Genomic DNA, 19,059 nt, shown 5'->3' on the forward strand with positions numbered 1-19,059 from the left:
AAGGGGACCGTGACATGGCCACTGCGGTGAGAACGACGACGAAAGCACAGCGCGGATCCGCGTTCCTGCGGACAGCGATCTGTTTGCAGACCTTGGCCCTCTTCCTCCAGGCGGTCTCCGCCGGACTGCTGCTGACCTCCCCCTACGGAGAGACGCTGCACGGCGTCGGCGCCCGCGTGATGTACGGAACGTCGATGCTGTACGTGCTCGCGGCGGTACTGGCGTGGAAACCGGGCGGTGGCTCGCCCCGGCCCGTCTGGCACGCGACAGGCTTCCTCGCGCTCGCCTCGGTCCAGGTCGTGCTCGGCATCGCGCACGTCCCCTCGGTGCATCTCCCCCTGGGAGTCCTGATGTTCGGCCTGAGTGTGCTGGCGCTGACCCGGCGCTGAGCACCGCCCGGACGGACGGCACACGGCGGTTGACACCCCCCGTAAAGTGCCGAAGACACCACTCCACCGCAGGCCAGGGAGACCGTGAATGCCCGCCGCCAGACCGCTCCAGCCCCTCCCGCTCGCGGCCACCGCGCTCACCGGCACGGTCGCGCTCTACATGGCGCTCGTCGCGTTCGGCAACATCACCGACTTCGGCACCAACCAGGCGTTCGTCCAGCACGTCCTGGCCATGGACACCACCTTCAAGGACCCCGACCTGATGTGGCGGTCCATAGAATCGCCCACCCTCCAGAACATCGCCTACGTCCTGATCATCACCTGGGAGACCGTGACGGCGCTGGTACTGATCGCGGCAACGGCGCTGTGGGCGAGACAGGTGCGCGGGGGCGCCGGATACGCGGGAGCACGCCGCTTGAGCACCGTCGGACTGCTCATGGTGCTGCTGCTCTTCGGCGCCGGGTTCATGGCGATAGGCGGGGAATGGTTCGCGATGTGGCAGTCGAAGAGTTGGAACGGGCTGGACGCGGCGGCACGGAATGTGGTGCTGGCGGGAGTGGCGTTGGTGGTGGTGCAGTTGCGGGAGGCGAACGAGCGGTAGCCCTGAACTCGGGAATCAACAAGACCAGTGCGTCCGGGCCTCGGGCTGACCGCCCTGCCTCTCATCCGAGAAACAATGAAGCGCCGAGGTGGGCTCCGGCTGAACGCCGGAGCCCACCTCGGACGGACCGGACGGAACTAACCTTCTACGGCCTCGATGAAATACTCGTGGCCATCCGGATCGAACGTCTCTCTTGTGAGCTTCCGCAAAGCTTCCAACTGTTTCTCGCTCAAGGGGTACACGTCGGCAAACCTGTCAACCGGGATGTCCACCAGTTCGGCGGCGGCCTGCAGGCCGATGTGCGTAACGTCCGTCTCCCGTTCCGGGAAATCAGAGTCCCTGCGGTACTCAGTGACGAGAATTCTCACTTCTCCACCTTGCGTGTACGGTCCCTCGGCTTAGTCTGCTCCCCCGTATTGGGATCGAATTCTCCCATATGTTTCCCATCCTTGTTGTACTTTTCCACCGTTCCGTGCTGGGAGTCCCATTCGTAGATGGTGCCCTTCGGGTCCTTCCAACGCTTGCGAAGGCCTCCGCCACCCTGGACGGGCGTCTTCGGCTTAGCCCTCTGCGCCTTGGGAAAGGCGGGAAGAGTCTGTGGAGCTTCCTTGGGGCCGGGGTCGGTCTTGCGGGTGACGCCGGCCTTGCTGCGGGCGTCTCGCAACGCCACACCGAGTCCGTCGTTGAAGCGGCCGACGCCGTCACCGATGGCGGCGGCTCCGCCGACCAGCAGCGTCGTGCTCGCGGCAATCGCCGGGGCACCGACCAGACAGCCGACTCCGGACAAGCACACCGCGCCACCGGCGATATCACCCGAGCCGCCCACGCCCATGGCGAAAACACCGAGGAACGTCTCGCCGAGTCCGGCCCAGATGTCACCATTGCCCAGGATCGCCGAGCCGTAGGTCGCGACCGTATCCCCGATGTCACCGGCCTTTTGCACGCCGTCCTTGACGAAGCCCGGTACCCACCCCGGCCAGCCGTCGTCCGGCTCACCGTCGTCGGGCTCGTCCTCCGCGGCCTTTCTCCGCGCCTCCTCCGCCTGTCGCCAGGCGGCTTCTTCCGCCCGCTGCTTCTCGACGGCGGTGGTGTAGGCCTCGGTGGCTGCCTGGTTGGCCGCTACCGCATCCTTGCCCGCAGCCGTCGCCGACGCCCGCGCTTGCTTGGCCGCGCTCCATGCCTCGTCGGCGGAGCCACGCGCCCAGTTGGCCGAGCTTTGCGCACTGGTGGCCGACCTGACGGCCCGGGCGGCTGCCCGGTTGGCGTCGGCCTCGGCGGCCCGAGCCTGCTTGGCCGACTGGGCGGCCTGGGCGGCGGATGCCTCGGCGTCCTTGGCGGACTTGCGCGCCTGCTCGGCGTAGGTGCTGGCCTCGTTGGCCGACTTCTGGGCCGCGTTGGCGGCATCTCGCGCCTCGGCAGCGGCCTTCTTGGCGCGCAGCGACCATTCCTTGGCCAGATGCGCGTTCTGCTGCGCGGTGGCCGCCACCCCTGAAGCATCGGCGATCAGACGCTTGATGTCCGCATCATGAGTGGCTGCCAACTGATCCTTGCGGGCTGCCTTGTACTGCCCGACCTGGACGAAGTCATGCAGCGCCTGGGGCGGCCCCACCAGGGCGATCTTTGCCGCGGCCCGGAGCTCCGGACCGCCCGTGCTGGCCAGTTGCGTGGCGCGGATACGGTCATCGGCCAAACGGGCGTCGAACTGACCGGAGGACAGGAACTTCAGCAGTTCGTCGGCCGTGCCGGCCTTGAGCGCGGCCTTGGCGGCCTCGCGCACGTTCGAACCGCCCACGCTGGACAGTTGTACGGCGCTGGTGCGGTAGACCGCGGCAGCCGCCTCGTGCTGGCCGGTGCTCAGGAAGTCGTCGACCTGCTGGGCGTCGCCCTGAAGCGCCTTCTCTGCGGCCGACCTGAGCGCTTCGGAGAATCCCTCTTCGGCCAGGAACTCGACACGCGCCCGATTGTCCTGGTCGGATGCTTTCTTCCAGCCGCTGCGCACGTACTCGCGCATGGCATCGTCGGAGCCGGCAAGCGCCACCTCCGCGGCGGCCTTGCTCCACGGTCCCCGGACCTTCAGTGCCAGCAGCGCTGCCTTGCGCCCCTGCACTGCCATCTCCTTCGCGTCGGTGCCCGGCTCGGCCGCCTTGTCCGCCAGGCGGGTGGCCTCCGCGTCCAGTTCCTTGGCCTTTTGGACCGCTCGCTCCTGCTGCTCCTTGAGCTCGTCGTCCGCGGTCTTCAGGTCACGGGCCTGCTCCATCGCGGCCGAGGTACGGTTCTTGAGCTCTTCCTCCTCGGCCTGGCGGGCCAGAGCGTGGACCTCTCCGGCCTCCTTGACCGCTGCGGTCGCATCGTCGGCCGCGGCCTGGGCGTCAGTGGCGTGCCGGTCCGACTCGGCCGCGGCCTTTTCCGACTCGCCGGCGTGCTCGGCAGCCTTCTCGGCCTCTTCCGCTGCCTTCTTCGCGTGGCCGGCCGCCCTGTTGGCCGCGTCCCGCGACCGGTACGCCGCCGCCGCGGAGCGGTTGGCCAGCGTCACGGCGGACTGCGCCGCGCTGGAAGCCTCGCGGGCATGCCGCTTGGCCTGGGCTGCCGCGGCCTTCGCCTCAGCAGCGTGGGAGTCGGCGGCATCGGCGAATCCGCTTGCCCGCACTGCCTGACTGGCCGCCGCATCGGCATTCGCGCTGGCGCTCAGAGCGTGCTGCGCGGCCTGGCCCGCCGCAGCCGATGCCTTGCCCGCCTGGTCTGCGGCCTGCGCCGCCTTCTCCGCGCCCTTGGCGGCATCCCGGGCGACCTCCGCCGCCTTTCGGGCGTCGGCGGCCTTGCCCGCGTCCGAGGCCGCTGCCGCGGCCGCGTTACGCGCACCGGAAGCGGCGCTGGCCGCACCGGCAGCTGCTGCCGCCGCCTGCGCAGCGGCGTTGGCGGCAACCCTGGCCGACGCATTGGCGGCACGGGCCGCGCCGATCGCCCGCTGAGCGGCGCGCGCGGCCCCTCGCGCCGCCTCGGCAGCTACCGCGGCAGCACCGGCTGCGTCCTGGGACCCCTGTCTTGCTTTCTCGGCCTCATTCGCGGCATTCGCCGCAGCTTCCTTGGCCAAGTCCGAGGCCTCGACCGCGCGATCGGAGGCCTCCTTGGCGGCATCGGTCTCCTGCTTGGCCTTCTTGCCCGCCTCCTCGGCTTCCTGCGCCAATTCCTCGATGGAGGCACGCTCCTGGTCCCGGGCCCGGGCCACCTGCCGGCCGACCTCGAGGAACTCGTGGACGTCCTGCGGCCCTCCGCGCAAGGCGACCTTGCCGGCTGCTTTGGTCGCCGGTCCGCCGACGCTGATCAGCTGAACGACGCGGGTCCTTTCATCCGCCTCACGCGCCTCGTACTGCGTCGTTTCCAGGAACGCGCGGACGTCCTCGGTCGAACCCTTCAAGGCCTGCTTTCCGGCCTCCCGCACGTTCTGGCCGCCGATACTGACGACCTGCACGGCCCGGGTCCGCTGGTCCGCCTCCAGCGGGTCCTTCCAGCCTTCCTTCAGAAAGGCGTGCAGGTCTTCCCGCGACCCACGCAGCGCCTTCTTGGCTGCTGCTTGCAGATTACGGCCGGCAACAGAGTGAATCTGTACGGCCGCGATGTACTCATCGCGGTACCGGCCGCTGTCCTTGCCGCTCTCCAGGAAGTGCTGTACGTCCTCTTCGGACCCCAGCAGCGCGGTTTCGGCCGAAGCCCTCAGCCCTGGTCCGCCGTCCTTCCACAACTGGACAACCCGGCCGCGAGCGGTGTCGGGTATCGGGTCAACGCCCCCGCCCTTTTCTTCCGCCGCATGAGCCGGGTTCGTCCCGACCATCTGCGCAACGAGTGCCAGTGGCAGCACGCCTGTGCTCACAGCACGCATACCGCGCTGCCACTTCTTTCTGGATTTCACAGCCTTAACCCTTCTTACCTGCCGGGCGTTGCTGAAACGCCGGCCCGGCGAGCATAACTGGCATGGCCAATGAGCTCGTTCGGGTCTTAGGAAGTGCAGCTACGCGCGCGGTGTCCTGGCGTGCAGGGCTTTCCTCTTGCCGGCCCGCTCAAGGCGGCCGATCCGGCAATCAAGCCGTTGACCAGCCGGCGCCTTTCGCCATTCAACCGATGTCGTGAACCGGCAGAAGAAGCACCGATGACACCTCAAGTTATCATCCATTGACGGGCGACCGGCAAAGCGGACTTACGAAAACATGTCCGCCGGCAGCGACTCACGTTATACAGCCGTGCCCAAATCCTGCCCTAACTCGCAGCGGCACCAGCAGCACGATCCCCCTGGTGGGAGGCGCGCGCGCCCTGCATCACCCTGCCGAACACCGCGGAACGACTTTCGTCGGCGGACGGCGGCTTCGCCGCGAAGGCAGCCGGTCCCACCATCGACGGTTACGGCGTTGAGCGCCCGTCGAACCAGCATATCGGTCAGGCAAGTGCGTACTCAGCAGGCCCAGGGTTGTACGCCACACCACCGTCGTGCCCGATTTGTTATACAGTCACCCCGATTGCCTCGATGAAGCGCATGGGTGATACATTCATCACTTCCTGTCGATTACATTCTTTCGCGGCCCGGCTTGTTGCCGCGGATTTCCCGTAAGGACTTTCCTGTGGTATTTCGCCCACGCAAGACAACATTCATCGGCCTCCTTGGCGCCACCACAGCCCTCACAGGCGTCTGCGGCTTTGCTGTAGCCCAGGCCGCCCCGCAGCCGGCGGGCGAATCCGCGCAGCACATCGAAGACACCGCTCTTCCGCCGTTCGCCGTGGAGGACTTCGGCTACCCCGGCGCCGACAAGATTCTCCAGGAAAAGGGCCTCAAGCTCGTCAAGGGAGACGGTCACATAATCCTGGCGGACTGCAAGGACTCCCCCGACCTTGAAGTGATGGCGGACAAGAAGCAGAAGTGGCGCAACTACTGCTTCAAGGTGACCGGAAAGAACGGCTACCTGACTCTTGAGGTACCCGAACTGATCGGAATCTGGGAGAACGAAGGGCACACCGCCAGCGCGAAGGTCACCTCTGAAGGCAAGACCCAGACCGTCGATCTGAAGAAGAACGACCTGACCGAACTCGGCAAGGGCAACCTGGGCACCGGCGCCAAAGCCGCAACCTTGATCGAGCTCCGCGTCAAGGGCTGATCGTTCCTTCTCCCCGCGCTGCCCCCGAACGGCGCACCGCTGATCCTTCCCCAGGCACGAAGTGCGTACAGGCACTGATGCCGCACTGCGAGCGCCCAAGGGGCCTCCGCCCCACTGTAATTACGTTTTTTCTGGAAGTAGCACTCACATGTTGCACAGACGCCCGCGATCAGCGCGGACAAGCGGGCTTCTCACCGCCGTCGTCGTCACCGGCGCACTGACCGCCGCCACCCCCGCCCAAGCCGTCACCGGCGGCGCCGCCGCGGACGAGGCGTACGCCTTCACCGCCAAGCTGGACATCGGCAACGGCACGCGCAGCTGCTCCGCGACGCTGGTCGACGCGCAGTGGCTGGCCACCGCCGCCAGTTGCTTCGCGGACAATCCGGCGCAGGGGCCGAAGGTTTCCGCGGGCGCGCCGAAGCTGAAGACCACCGCCACCATCGGCCGCACAGACCTGACGAAGGCCGGCGGCAGCGTCGCGGACGTCGTCGAGCTGGTTCCGCACGGTGACCGGGACCTGGTCATGGCCAAGCTGGCCAAGCCCGTGACCGGGATCGCCCCCGCCGCTGTCGGCACCACCGCCCCGCGTCAGGGTGAGGAGCTCACGGTCAGCGGTTACGGCCGTACCAAGGACCAGTGGGTTCCCGACCGCCTGCACAGCGCGAAGTTTTCGCTGCAGGCCGTGCAGGACGGCTCGGCGAGCATCGCCGGTGCCTCGGACGGCGCCGCCGTCTGCGCCGGTGACACCGGCGGCCCGGTCCTCCGTGAGCACGAAGGCCGTTACGAGCTCGCCGGGGTCAGCAGCCGTTCGTGGCAGGGCGGTTGCTTCGGCCACGAGGACGAGAAGCGCAACGGCGCGGTCATCGCCCGTACCGACGACGTCGCCGGCTGGATTCAGCGGATCCGCCTGTCGACCCTGGTCCCGGACGTCACCTCGGTCCTGACCACGGCCGACTTCAACGGCGACGGCCGCACCGACGTCGCCGCCGTGACCAAGGACGGCAACCTCCACACCTTCTACGGCCGCACCGACGGCACCTTCGAGTACGGCCGCCCACTGTGGGCGCAGGACGGCGGCTGGAAGGGCATCACCAAGATCATCGGTGGTGACTTCAACGGCGACGGTCACGCCGACATCGCCGCCGTGTGGGGCAACGGCTCCCTGCGCTTCTACGCGGGCGACTCCAAGGGCACGCTGGCCCCGAACAAGCCGATGTGGGTGGACGAGAAGACCAACTGGAACGACATGCTCCAGCTCGTCCGCTTCAGGTCCGGCACCTCCGACCGCGACGGCCTGCTCGCCGTGTGGGGCGGTGGTCCCAAGGGTGCCCTGTACGCCTACGACGCCGGCCCCAGCGGCGCGCTGAACGGCACGAAGCGCAACATGTGGCGGGACGCCAGCTGGCAGCACATGAAGAAGATCGCCACCGGTGACTTCAACGGCGACGGCCGCGACGACATCGTCTCCGTCACCAGCGTCGGCGGTCTGACCCGCTACACCCGCTACGACAGCGCTGCCGGCGGCGGCCTGAGCGAGGGCGTGTCGATGTGGCACGACAACGGCTGGAGCGGCACCCAGATCCTGCTGGCCGGCGACTTCGACGGCGACGGCAACACCGACGTCGGCTCGCTGTGGAGCAACCAGCAGCGCTTCAACTTCTACAAGGGCGACGGCAAGGGGAACATCGCGACCGGCACCCACGCCTGGCCGCGGGTTTCCTGACCTCCGACCGGTGATCACTGGTGGCGTACGGTGGCGAGCCGTACGCCACCAGCGGTACCCATGTGACTTCCGCATCGCTCCACCCGGCCCATTGCCGTGACGGCGAACGCCCTCACCACTCGACGCGATAACCGGTCAGCCATTCATCCGCGCCGTCTCCCCCGCGTCCGACGCTGCGCGGCAGCATCACGTCGCGGACCAGTCGGCGTACCGCCCCGGGCGCCGAGCGGCGGGCCATCCGTGCGCTGTGTGCCACCACGCGCTCCACGCGGGCGCGGCGGAGTTCCTCGTACGCGGCGAAGGCGCGCCGGGGTTCGTGCTGGTCGCGCAGGCACTTGGCCAGGACGATGCCGTCCTCGATGGCCATCGAGGCGCCCTGCGCGGCGTTGGGCGCGGCCGCGTGTGCCGCGTCGCCGATGATCACCATGGTGCCCGAGTACCACCTCGGGGTGACGGCCAGGTCGTAGGCGTGCGAGGCGATGAGGTGCTCGCCGGTGGCGCGGACGACGGCGGCGGCCGGGGTGCGGTCGTCGTCGAGGAGCGCGAGGAGCCGCTGTCGCCACTGGTCGGCGGTGACGGCGGCCAGGTCGCGGCGGGAGCGTTCGGGGCCCGGAACGTTGGCGAACCACCACACCTCGCCGTCCGGCGCCGCCGTGCAGCCGAAGAAGGCCCGCCGGCCGTAGATCATGGTGTAGGTGTCGGGCGCGGACGGCGGTTTGATGTCGCGGGTGTAGCCGCAGACGGTGTTCTGGCCGGTGTAGCGGGGGCGGGGCGCCGCCGGGTCGATCAGTTTGCGGACGACCGAGTGGATGCCGTCCGCGCCTATCAGGAGGTCGCCCTCGGCGCGGCTGCCGTCGGCGAAGGAGGCCACCACCCGGCGGTCGCTGACGGTCTCGGCGGCCACGAGCCGTTTCCCGTGCCGTACGGGAATGCCGCGCCGGCGCGCCTCCTCGTGCAGCACCCGGTAGAGGGTGGCGCGGGTGAGCGTACGCGGACCCAGGGCGGTCTCGTCGGCGGTGCCCGCCAGGGGCCGCTCGCCGAGCCGTTTGCCCGTACCGCTCAGGAACTCCACCCGCTCGGCGGGGAAGGAGTTGGCCAGGACCGGTCCGTGCGCGCCGATGACGCGCAGGGCTTCCAGCCCGTTGGCGAACACGACGAGAAACGCGCCCACATCGTCGGCACCGCTCTCGTACGCCTCGAAGACCTCCGCCTCGATCCCCGCCTGCTGCAGAGCCATCGCGGTCACCGCGCCCGCGATCCCGCCGCCGATGATCAGCGCATTGGTCATGGCGCCCCCAGGTGAATCGCCGTCCGGCGGTACGCGGAACCGCGCCGCCACCGTCCACGATGCCGCCGGGGCGGGGCGGAGAGCCAGACCCCGGGCGGGGGCCGGTGTGGGTGAGGACCGGTATGGGCCGGGGGCCGGTACGGGTGGGGCGCGGCTGCCCGGCAGGATCGCCTGCCGGGCAGCCGCTCGGGGCGCCGAGGCGCTGGCACCTCATCCCGTCACATAGACGTCCTCCACGTACCGCCCATCCGCGGTGAGTTCCTGCAGCCAGGCCTCGGCCTCCTCCTCCGTGGCACCTGTACGGGCCGCGTACAGCTCGCGGAAGGCGGCCCGTACACCGGGGGCCATGCGGTTGCCGTCACCGCAGACGTAGACCCGCGCGCCCGCGTCCAGCAGGGCGCCCACCTCGTCGGCCTCAGCGGCGATGCGGTGCTGGACGTAGCGGCAGCCGTCCACCGGGCGGGCGCTGAACGCGGGGCGCAGGGACACGGCCCCGGCCGCTTCGGCCGCCCGGAGCTCGTCGGCGTGGAGGTAGTCGGCGTCCGGCGCGTCGCAGCCGAAGTAGAGGAGGGCGGGCGCCGGTTCGCCGTCCGGTACGGCGGCCAGGCGGTCGGCGATCGCGCCCCGGAAGGGGGCCAGGCCGGTGCCGGCCGCGACCAGGATCACCGGGGCCGGGTCGGCCGGGTCGAGGCGGAAGGCCTCCCGGCAGGGCTGGACCCGGGCCGGCACCGTGTCGCCGGGCCGCAGTGCGTGCAGATGGCCGGAGCCGGTGCCGCCGGGGAGCAGCGAGACCATCAGGTCGGCGTGCCGGGGGTCGACGGCGGGCGAGGAGGAGAGGGAGTAGTGGCGGACGCGCAGGGCGGGGAACAGGTCGAGGAGGACCGGCCAGGGCAGTGCGCCGCGCAGGGCCTGGTGCTCCTCGATGAGGTCGAGGGTGGTGCGCGGATCGTCGTCGGGGACGGCCTGGAGGGCGCTGCGCTCGGGCGGGCAGGGGTTGTGGTCGGCGAGCACCGCCCGCTGCGCGGCAGTGGGGCGGGCGGTCAGCTCCAGGTGGTGGGTGAGGAGCTGACGTACCGTGAGCGGACGGTCCACGGGGAGCGTGTCCCGGCCACCGCGCCCCGCGCCCGCGCGGATGTCGAGGACCGCTTCCAGCGATACGCCCAGCGCCTGCGCGGCGCGCTCGACGGCCGCCGCGCTGTTGGCGGGGAGTACGGCCAGGTGGTCGGCCGTACGGTACGTGACGCCCTCGGGGAGGGCGAGGCGCAGGAAGCGCTTGACGCGCGGGTGACCGGGGGCGGTGAGGTCGTACGCCTCGGTGACGGTCATCGGCTGGAGGCCGTGGCGGGCGGCGAGTGCGTCCAGGGGGCCGCCGGTGACCTCGCGGACGGTGTAGGACGTGTCCGTGGCGTCGGCCGCCGCGCTCGCGCCGATGGTCGCGGGGTCGCCGTAGCGTACGAGCAGTTCGGTGCGCAGCGCGGCCGTGAACGCCTGGACCGCGCCGTTCAGGTCGCCGGACGCGTCGGCCTCGCCGCGCGGGAGGAGCCGCTCGGCGCCGAGGGCGGCCAGGCGTTCGTCGAGCAGGGTCGGTACGCGCTGGTAGGTGGCGGCCCAGTTGCGGTCGCCGACGCCGAGGACGGCGTAGGGGACGCCCTCGGCCCGGGCTCCGTCGCCGGACAGCCATGCGACGAAGCGCGCCGCGTCGTCGGTCGGCCGGCCGTTGTAGGAGGCGGTGACGATGACGACCGGGCGGTCCGTGGGGAGGGCGCCGGCCGCGGCGTCCAGCGGGGCGACCTCGGTGGTGAAGCCGAGGCCGGTGGCCTCGTCGGCGATGCGCTCGGCGAAGTCGCGGCAGGTGCCGTAGTTGGTGCCGTGGAGGAGCAGGAGGCCGGTGTCCTGGCGGGCGCGGGTGGGCAGGCCGTCGCCGGTGCCGGGCCGGGTGTCGTCCGGTTCCGGCGTCCCGCCGGGCAGTACGGCCAGGGCCGCGCGCAGGCCCGCGCGGTCGGCGGGGGTGCGCCGGGCGAGGGTGAGGGTGAAGCCGTCCGGCTTGAGGGTGAGGGTTTCCTTGACGGTCAGGCGGTAGTCGGAGTGGTCGATGAGGCGGTAGCGGTGCACCAGCATGGCGAGGAGCATGGTCGCCTCGTGCAGCGCGAACTGGCGGCCGATACAGGCCCGTTCTCCTGTGCCGAACGGCTTGTACGCGTGCGGGGAGCGGGCCGCCTCGGCCTCCGGCGCGAACCGCGTGGGGTCGAACAGCTCCGGGTTGTCGCCCCAGACCGGGTCGCGGTGCAGCATCGGCGTGAGGACGGTGACCAGCTGGCCCGCCTTCAGCGGGACGCGGCCGCCGAGCAGGGTGTCCGTACGGGCCTGGCGGGTGAAGGCGGCGGCGGTGGGCCACAGGCGCAGCGCCTCGTTGAGGACCTGGCGGGTGAACGGCAGCCGGCCGATGTCCTCGAAGGACGGGTCCGGGTCGGTCGCGTCGCCCCACAGCTCGTCCGCCTCGCGCTGTGCCATGCGCAGCGCAACCGGGTCCTTGAGCAGGTGGTACAGGGCGAAGGACAGCGCGCCGGAGGTCGTCTCGTGGCCCGCGATGAGGAAGGTGATGACCTGGTTGCGGATGTTGGCGAGGTCGAGCGTGGTGCCGTCGGCGGGGTGGGTGGCGCCGAGCATCAGGCCGAGGAGGTCGTCGCCCGCCGCCGCGTCCGGGGTGCCGCCCTCCCCCGTACGGGAGGCGATGACCTCGTCCACGACCGAGGCGAGGTAGTCCGCGTCGGCCCGGAAGGCGGCGTCCTGCTCGCGGTGGTCGCCGTCCGGCTTCCGGCCGAGGCGCTTCATGCTCCACTCCAGGCAGCGCACCATCGCCTCGACGAAGGGGTGCATGGTCGCGCGGGAGAAGGACTCGAAGTCGAAGCCGAAGCCCGCCAGGCCGATGGTGTCGAGCGTCATGCGGGTCATGTCGTCGGGGACGTCGACGGGTGTGCCGTCGGCCGCGCGCCGGTCCCAGCTGCCGATCACCCGGCGGGCGACCTTCAGCATCGCGGGGTGATACGTGCGCATCGAGCCGAGCGCGAAGGCCGGCATGAGGATGTCGTGTGCCTTGGCCCAGTTCGGTTCGTCGTTGTACGCGGTGAACAGGCCGTCGCCGGCGAACTCGCGGACGTTCTCCAGGGCGATCGAGACGCCCTTCGCGAAACGGTCCTCGTCGGCCAGTTCGGTGACCAGGTCGAGGGAGGAGACGAACAGCGCCTCGTGGCCGTGCAGCCGCCGCCGGTACACCGGGCCGTGCTCGCGGGCCAGGTCCATGGCCTGCTGGAGCGGGGTGCCGGTGAGACCGGTGGCCGACAGGTCGACGACCGGCACCTCCTCGGACGGGCGCACCGCGGCGCCGGCTGCTGCGAACGGGATCGTGTCGGTCATGACTCAAGCGTGACCCGCTCCGGGTACCCTGCGACGCCGGGTAACTGCATGATTGTGCAGTGGTTTTTCGCTGTCCGCTCTTGCGGCCGGACCGGAGAAGGGGCAATGGACGACGCGACGGCGGACGGCTCGGCGGGCCCGTGGCGCAACTACTTCCTGATCCTGCTGGACCGCATCCCCGTGCCGATCGCGGTGTGCACGGCGCACGGCGAGGTGCTGATCGCCAATCCGGCGATGGCCGTCGAGTGGGGCGCGGCCCCGGGGCAGCTACGCGGCCGCAATCTGCTGGACCTCTTCCGGCCCCGCTCCCAGGCGCAGATAGACCGGGTGATCGACGCGGTGCGCCTGGGCCGCAGGTCCCGTTACCCGGTCGAGGTGCGGTGGCGGGCCGGTACGGACGGCGTGGCGCGGGAGGGCGAGCTGACGGTCGATCCGGTCGGCGACCCGTCGGAGTCCCCGCCCGCCCTGCTGGCCCTGCTCCGTGTGCACGACGGCACGCCGCCCGCACCGGCCCCGGCGCGGGACGCGGCCAGCCCCGTGGAGACCCGTATCCTCGCGCTGGCCGCCTCCGGCGCCACCACCGCCGCCATCGGCAGCCACCTCGGCCTCACCGTCGACGGCGTCAACTACCACCTCACCCGTCTGGCCCGCCGCTGGCGCGTCCAGGGCCGTGCCGCGCTGGTGGCGAAGGCGTATGTGCTGGGTGTCCTGGCGGCGGGGGTGTGGCCGCCGGAACCGGCGGACGGCATGTCCGAGTGAGCGGCCCGGCCGTGGACGGCCACGGCCGAGGCGCTACGGGAAGGCGTCGCCCGCCCTTCAGTTCCACCACTGGTCCATGAGGTCGCCCAGCCGTCTGCCGACCCACATGCCGGCGCCCCACAAGAGGCCCAGGCCGAATTTGCCGACTCCTGCCCGGGCGATACGGGAATGTCCGCGCAGCCGGGGCCGTCTCCGGCCGGCGCCGCATGTGCCCGCGAACTGCCGTCCCATGGTTTTTCCTCCGGTTGGCGCGTGGCGTTCGGACCGCAAGGGTGGTGCACCCGGCCCGGCGAGCTGTTCGTCGGCACGGCCGGGCCTCAGGTGCCCGCCGTCGCGGTATGGGCGGCAGGGCGCGTTTGCGGGCCGGTGGAGAGGGCGTTGTCGCACGCCTGGAGGAGCAGGTACATCAGGAGGCAGCCGACCACGAACATGACTTTGTGCCGGTTCGCCTCCCACCAGGTCTTCTGCTCCGGTTCGACTATTTCGTAGATCTTTCGGCGCTTGTCACGCACGGCTGTTCCGCCTTTCCGAGGGTGAGCGTGCGGCCTGGTCATGTCGCCGGCGCGGCCTGCCGCCGGCCGGCTCAGCACGGTGCGGCGGTCAGGCGTTCGATCGCCGCCAGGGGGATGTCCACCAAGGCCGGCCGGTTGCGGGTCTCGTACACCACCTCGTAGACCGCCTTGTCCAGTTCGTAGGCGCGCAGGAGGGGTTGGCAGCGGCCCGGGTCGAGGCCGGTGACGGCGGCGTAGCCCGCCAGGAAGGCTTCGCGGGAGGCCGCCGCCCACGCGTGCACGGCGTCGGCGGGCGGCGCCGACGGGCAGCGGCGGGCGTGCCGGGCCGCGTAATCGAAGGAGCGCAGCATGCCGGCCAGGTCCTTGACGGGGGAGGTGGGGGCGGTGCGCTCCTCCCGGGAGACGGCCGGTTCGCCCTCGAAGTCCAGCACCAGCCATCCGCGCGGACCGCGGAGGACTTGTCCCAGGTGGAGGTCGCCGTGGACACGCTGCACGGGCAGGGGGCCGGGGAGCGCGGCCACCGCCGCGAAGGCCGAGTGGACGGAAGGTGCGTACCGTCGCAGTTGCGGAGCACTGGAGCAGGCCCGGACGTATCGCTTGCTCAGTTGCACGGCCAGGCGCTCCAGGCCCGCCCGGTCCAGGACGGCGACGGGCAGTTGCCCGGCGAGGTCGCGGTGAACGCCGGCCACGGTGGCCCCCAGTTGCGCGGCGGCCCCGGGGAAGCCGCCCGTCCGGCCGCCGGAGGGGGCGTCGCCCAGCAGGATGCTGCGCAAGGCCAGGTCCCAGCCGCTGTCAGCGTCCGGCTCGTAGTGCTGGAGCAGGCCATAGGTCAGTTCGTCGGCGCCCTGCCGTCCGCTCACGCTGCCCAGCAGCCTCGGCACGTCGCGGTTGCCGGCCCGCTGGAGTGCGGCCAGGGCCTCCAGCTCCGGGTTGGGACCGGCGACGATACGGCGGAAGAGCTTCAGCAGATAGCGGTCGTCGATCACGATCGAGGTGTTGCTCTGCTCCACACCCAGCGGACGGGTCCGCTCGGTGCCCGTGGGAGCGACGAGGGAATGCCCGCCCTGTGCCCGGAAGCGGACCCGGGAGGTGTGGTGATTACGGGCGATGAGTTCCACGAGGCGGGAGGCCAGGTCCGGGTCGCCCGTGGCGTCGTAGACCGCGGTGTCCTCCAGCCGGGCGATGAGGTACGGCTCCAGCGCGGCCGGGAGGCGGGCACGCACGCCGAGGGGCACGTGGTAGGTCTCCGCCTGTCCGTCGGCGAAGCACACGTGCACCAGGGCCAGGAACCCGGCGGGACCGGTGCCCCGCGAGCCGGTCAGGGGGACGGCCGAGGCCAGCGTGGTGCCCAGGACGGCACGTCCCTTGCCGGCGAACCAGCGCTGCCAGGGGATCCACGCGCCCAGCGCGGTCTCGATGTGTTGCGGCAGGGTGGTGGTCATGTGTCCTCCGTCCGCGGGCGCAGGGTGAACCAGTAGAAGCCGTAGCCGGGCAGGGTGAGCGGGTACGGCTCGGGGCCGGCGGCCGGGAAGGGCGTCGCGCCGGTCAGTTCGGTGAGCGGGCCGGGCGCGAACTCCCGCAGGTCGAGTTCCGTGTGCCGGGGGGTACGGGCGAAGTTCTGGACGCACAGCACGGTCTCCGCCGCCCCGGGCGCGTCGGCCGGTTCGCGTACGAAGGCCAGCACGGCGGGATCGGTGCTCCCGATCTCGCGGTAGGTGCCCAGGCCGAAGACCGGGTGGTCGCGGCGGACATGGATCAGGGACCGGACCCAGTGCAGCAGGGAGGACGCGTCGGCGAGCTGTGTCTCTGTGTTGCGGGCCTGCGGCCCGTAGATGCCGTCGGCGACGACCGGCAGGTACAGGCACGCGGGAGCGGCACGGGAGAAGCCGCCGTTGCGGCCCGGTGCCCACTGCATGGGGGTGCGTACGGCATCGCGGTCGGCGAGCCAGATGTTGTCGCCCATCCCGATCTCGTCGCCGTAGTAGAGCATCGGGGAGCCGGGCAGCGACAGCAGCAGGGCGGTGAGGAGTTCGAGCTGTCTGCGGTCGTTGCCGAGCAGCGGGGCGAGGCGGCGGCGGATGCCGATGTTGGCCCGCATGCGCGGCTCGGTGGCGTACTGGGCGTAGAGGTAGTCGCGCTCTTCGTCGGTGACCATCTCCAGGGTCAGCTCGTCGTGGTTCCGCAGGAAGATCGCCCATTGGCCGCCCGCGGGGATCGGCGGCGTACGGTCGAGGACCTCGGTGACGGGGGCGCGGTTCTCCTGGCGTACGGCCAGGAACAGGCGGGGCATGAGCGGGAAGTGGAAGGCCATGTGGCTCTCGTCGCCACCGGTGGCGGGGTCGCCGAAGTAGGCCACCGCGTCCTGCGGCCACTGGTTGGCCTCGGCCAGCAGCACCCGCCCGGGGTACTCCTCGTCGACCACCTTCCGTACGCGCTTGAGGAAGTCGTGGGTCTCGGGGAGGTTCTCGCTGGTGGTGCCCTCCCGGGCGAACAGGTAGGGCACGGCGTCCATGCGGAAGCCGTCGACGCCCAGGTCGAGCCAGAAGCGGACGGTGTCGAGCATGATGTCCTGGACCCGGGGGTTGTCGTAGTTCAGGTCCGGCTGGTGGGAGAAGAAGCGGTGCCAGTAATACTGGCCGCGTGTCTCGTCCCACGCCCAGTTGGAGCGTTCGGTGTCGACGAAGATGATCCGCGCGTCGGCGTACTTCCGGTTGTCGTCCTCCCACATGTAGAAGTCCCCGAAGGGGCCGTGCGGGGTCTGCCGGCTGCGCTGGAACCAGGGGTGCCGGTCGGACGTGTGGTTGACGACCAGGTCCGTGATCACGCGCATGCCGCGGGCGTGCGCCGCGTCCAGCACCGCGAGGAAGTCCTCCATGGTGCCGAACTCCCGCCGGATCGCCCGGTAGTCGCTGATGTCGTAGCCGCCGTCCCGCAGCGGGGATTCGTAGAAGGGCGGCAGCCACAGGCAGTCGATCCCCAGCCACTGGAGATAGTCGAGCTTGGCCAGGAGGCCTTTCAGGTCGCCCACTCCGTCGCCGTCGGCGTCGTAGAAGGAGCGGACCAGGACCTCGTAGAAGACGGCGGTCTTGAACCACTCGGGCTGCGCCGGAGCGTTGTCGGGCAGGGGCGCGGGGCGGGGTGCGGTCATCTCCGGGTCCTTGCGGTCACTCATGGCTGTTCCAGGCCAGGACGCGCAGGACGCCGTGGCCGGGGCCGAAGCGGACGTGGTGTTCCTTGCCCAGCCGGACCTGCCGCCCGGTGAGGGCGTCGTGCGCGTGGACGTCCGTTTCGCGCGCCGTCCCCTCGACGTGCGGGGCCAGCGTGATCACGCCTGTCTGGGGCTGGTCCGGTGCGAGGCTGACGGCGCACAGCACCGTGTCCCCGCTGACCGGGTCGTGCTTGGAGTAGGCGATGATCCGGTCGTTGTCGCAGTCGAGGATGCGCAGGTGCCGCAGCTGTTGCAGGGCCGGGTGCTCCCGCCGTACGCGGTTGAGCAGCGCGATCCACGACTCCAGGGACGTGCCCGCGGCGCGGGCCGCGGCCGGGTCGCGGGGCCGTAGCTGGTATTTCTCCGAATCCAGGTATTCCTCGCTGCCGGGGTGCAGCGGGACGTTCTCACACAGTTCGAAGCCCGCGTACACGCCCCAGGCAGGGGCGGCGGTGGCGGCCAGCGCCGCGCGGGCGGCGAAGACCTGGGGACCGGCGTGGTGCAGGTGGACGGGCAGGATGTCGGGGGTGTTGACGAAGAGGTTGGGGCGCAGGAAATGTGCGTCCCCGGCCAGCTCCCGCAGGTAATCGGCGAGTTCTTCCCGGCCGGTGCGCCAGGTGAAATAGGTGTAGGACTGGCTGAACCCCAGGCGGGCCAGCCCCTTGAGCACGGCGGGACGGGTGAACGCCTCGGCGAGGAACAGCACGTCGGGGTCGGTGCCCTTGATGCGCCAGATGAGCCGGTGCCAGAAGTCGGCGGGTTTGGTGTGGGGGTTGTCGACGCGGAAGATGCGCACCCCCTGCTCCATCCAGAACCGGACGACGCGTTCCAGCTCCGCGTAGAGGGTCTCGGGCGCGTCGTCGAAGTTGAGCGGATGGATGTCCTCGTAGCGCTTCGGCGGGTTCTCGGCGTAGGCGACGGAGCCGTCCGGCCGGGTGGTGAACCACTCGGGGTGCTCCGTCACCCAGGGGTGGTCGGGTGCGGCCTGGAACGCCAGGTCGAGGGCGATCTCCAGGCCCTGCGCGCGGGCCTGCCGCACGAAGTCGCGGAAGCCGGCCAGGTCGCCGAGGGCGGGGTGGACCGCGTCGTGACCGCCGTCCCGTGAGCCGATGGCCCAGGGGGAGCCCACGTCGGTGGCGTCCGCGGTGAGGGCGTTGTTGCGGCCCTTGCGGTGCACGGTGCCGATCGGGTGGATGGGCGGCAGGTACAGGACGTCGAAGCCCATCGCCGCGATCCGCGGCAGCTCGGCGGCCGCGGTGGCGAAGGTGCCGTGCACGGGGCGGCCGGTCTCGTCCACGCCGCCGGTACTGCGGGGGAACATCTCGTACCACGCGCCGAAAAGGGCGCGACGGCGGTCCACCCACACGCGGTGTGGCGCGGTGGAGGTCACGTGTTCCCGGAGCGGGCGCTGTCGTGCCGCATGCTGTACGCGCCGGCCGAGGGCGGCCGCGGCGCGCTGCCGCGGTGTCCGCCGGGTGTCCCGCAGGCTGCCCGCCGCCTCCAGGAGGCCGGTGCGGCACCTGTGGTCGTGCGCGTCCCACAGGGCAGCCATCCTCGTCAGCAACCGCGCCCCGGTCTCCAGGTCGTTGGCCAGTTCACCGGCCGTCCGGCCGGACGCCAATTGGGTCCGCACCGCTCGGCACCACGTGGTCCACGGGTCCCGCCACGCCTCGATCCGTACGGTCCACTCCCCTACGGAATGCGCGGTGACGCCGGTCTGCCAGCGGTCGGTCCCCTCGTCCGTCAGCCGCATCGGGACGCGTTTCTCGTCGCCCTCGGGACTGCGCCAAACGGCCACCGCGCCAAGCGCGTCGTGCCCCTCCTTCCAGATGGTCGCGGCAACGGGAAACAGCTCCCCCACCACTGCCTTGGCCGGACCGCTGCTCCGGCCGGCAGCCGGAAATACCTTCTCGATGACGATTCGCCCGGTCATACGGATCCCCTCCGTCGACAATTCTCCGGTCAGCTCCGGGGAGATTCCAATATGCAGGCTCCGGTCAAGGGGGAGCCAGCACTGTTTCTCA

14 protein-coding genes are annotated in these 19,059 nt (G+C 70.8%); 5 read left to right on the top strand and 9 right to left on the bottom strand.

Going from position 1 to position 19,059, the window contains the following annotated elements; translation table 11 throughout:
* Positions 1–14: 14 nt before the first annotated feature.
* Together CP973_RS25310 and CP973_RS25315 are read left to right on the top strand one after the other, a co-directional pair.
* Positions 15–389, top strand: coding sequence for a hypothetical protein (locus CP973_RS25310; protein WP_150245576.1), 375 nt, complete (start codon positions 15–17; stop codon positions 387–389).
* Positions 390–477: 88 nt separating this feature from the next.
* Positions 478–990: a DUF2165 domain-containing protein gene (locus CP973_RS25315; protein WP_150245579.1), complete on the top strand. Its 513-nt coding sequence runs from the start codon at positions 478–480 to the stop codon at positions 988–990.
* Between the two features lie 137 nt (positions 991–1,127).
* On the opposite strand, the gene CP973_RS25320 is transcribed toward CP973_RS25315, so the two are convergent.
* Together CP973_RS25320 and CP973_RS25325 are read right to left on the bottom strand one after the other, a co-directional pair.
* A complete protein-coding gene (locus CP973_RS25320; RefSeq protein WP_125531395.1) occupies positions 1,128–1,358 on the bottom strand; it encodes a DUF7683 domain-containing protein in 231 nt (76 codons plus the stop codon).
* A complete protein-coding gene (locus CP973_RS25325) occupies positions 1,355–4,897 on the bottom strand; it encodes a colicin E3/pyocin S6 family cytotoxin (protein WP_244410000.1) in 3,543 nt (1,180 codons plus the stop codon). The genes CP973_RS25320 and CP973_RS25325 overlap by 4 nt, the downstream gene beginning before the upstream one ends.
* 703 nt (positions 4,898–5,600) lie before the next feature.
* Between CP973_RS25325 and CP973_RS25330 the strand changes: the two genes are divergently transcribed.
* Both CP973_RS25330 and CP973_RS25335 read left to right on the top strand, forming a co-directional pair.
* Complete coding sequence (locus tag CP973_RS25330) at positions 5,601–6,131, top strand: hypothetical protein (protein WP_150245582.1); 531 nt, start codon at positions 5,601–5,603, stop codon at positions 6,129–6,131.
* Between the two features lie 148 nt (positions 6,132–6,279).
* Positions 6,280–7,854, top strand: coding sequence for a trypsin-like serine protease (locus CP973_RS25335; protein WP_150245585.1), 1,575 nt, complete (start codon positions 6,280–6,282; stop codon positions 7,852–7,854).
* 112 nt (positions 7,855–7,966) lie between these two features.
* Here CP973_RS25335 and CP973_RS25340 read toward each other — a convergent pair whose 3' ends face one another.
* Positions 7,967–9,142, bottom strand: a complete 1,176-nt coding sequence (locus CP973_RS25340; protein ID WP_150245588.1) for an FAD-dependent monooxygenase — start codon at positions 9,140–9,142, stop codon at positions 7,967–7,969.
* 210 nt (positions 9,143–9,352) lie between these two features.
* The gene (locus tag CP973_RS25345; protein ID WP_150245590.1) at positions 9,353–12,556 is read right to left on the bottom strand and encodes a cytochrome P450; all 3,204 of its coding nucleotides are present in this window, start codon (positions 12,554–12,556) and stop codon (positions 9,353–9,355) included.
* Positions 12,557–12,661: 105 nt separating this feature from the next.
* On the opposite strand from CP973_RS25345, the gene CP973_RS25350 reads away from it, so the two are divergent.
* Positions 12,662–13,315 (top strand): PAS domain-containing protein, encoded by a 654-nt coding sequence (locus CP973_RS25350; RefSeq protein ID WP_150245593.1) that lies wholly within the window; start codon positions 12,662–12,664, stop codon positions 13,313–13,315.
* Positions 13,316–13,372: 57 nt separating this feature from the next.
* Here CP973_RS25350 and CP973_RS40180 read toward each other — a convergent pair whose 3' ends face one another.
* The 5 genes from CP973_RS40180 to CP973_RS25370 form a co-directional block, all read right to left on the bottom strand.
* The gene (locus CP973_RS40180; RefSeq protein ID WP_167538511.1) at positions 13,373–13,546 is read right to left on the bottom strand and encodes a hypothetical protein; all 174 of its coding nucleotides are present in this window, start codon (positions 13,544–13,546) and stop codon (positions 13,373–13,375) included.
* An 86-nt stretch (positions 13,547–13,632) separates the two neighbouring features.
* Positions 13,633–13,827 (bottom strand): SH3 domain-containing protein, encoded by a 195-nt coding sequence (locus tag CP973_RS25355; protein ID WP_150245596.1) that lies wholly within the window; start codon positions 13,825–13,827, stop codon positions 13,633–13,635.
* Between the two features lie 71 nt (positions 13,828–13,898).
* A complete protein-coding gene (locus CP973_RS25360) occupies positions 13,899–15,269 on the bottom strand; it encodes a maltokinase N-terminal cap-like domain-containing protein (protein WP_150245599.1) in 1,371 nt (456 codons plus the stop codon).
* The gene (gene treS, locus CP973_RS25365; RefSeq protein WP_208853401.1) at positions 15,266–16,975 is read right to left on the bottom strand and encodes a maltose alpha-D-glucosyltransferase; all 1,710 of its coding nucleotides are present in this window, start codon (positions 16,973–16,975) and stop codon (positions 15,266–15,268) included. The genes CP973_RS25360 and treS overlap by 4 nt, the downstream gene beginning before the upstream one ends.
* A 16-nt stretch (positions 16,976–16,991) precedes the next feature.
* Positions 16,992–18,968: a maltotransferase domain-containing protein gene (locus tag CP973_RS25370; RefSeq protein ID WP_150245605.1), complete on the bottom strand. Its 1,977-nt coding sequence runs from the start codon at positions 18,966–18,968 to the stop codon at positions 16,992–16,994.
* Positions 18,969–19,059 lie beyond the last annotated feature (91 nt).

This window comes from Streptomyces albofaciens JCM 4342 (genome assembly GCF_008634025.1).
GTDB lineage: Bacteria > Actinomycetota > Actinomycetes > Streptomycetales > Streptomycetaceae > Streptomyces > Streptomyces albofaciens.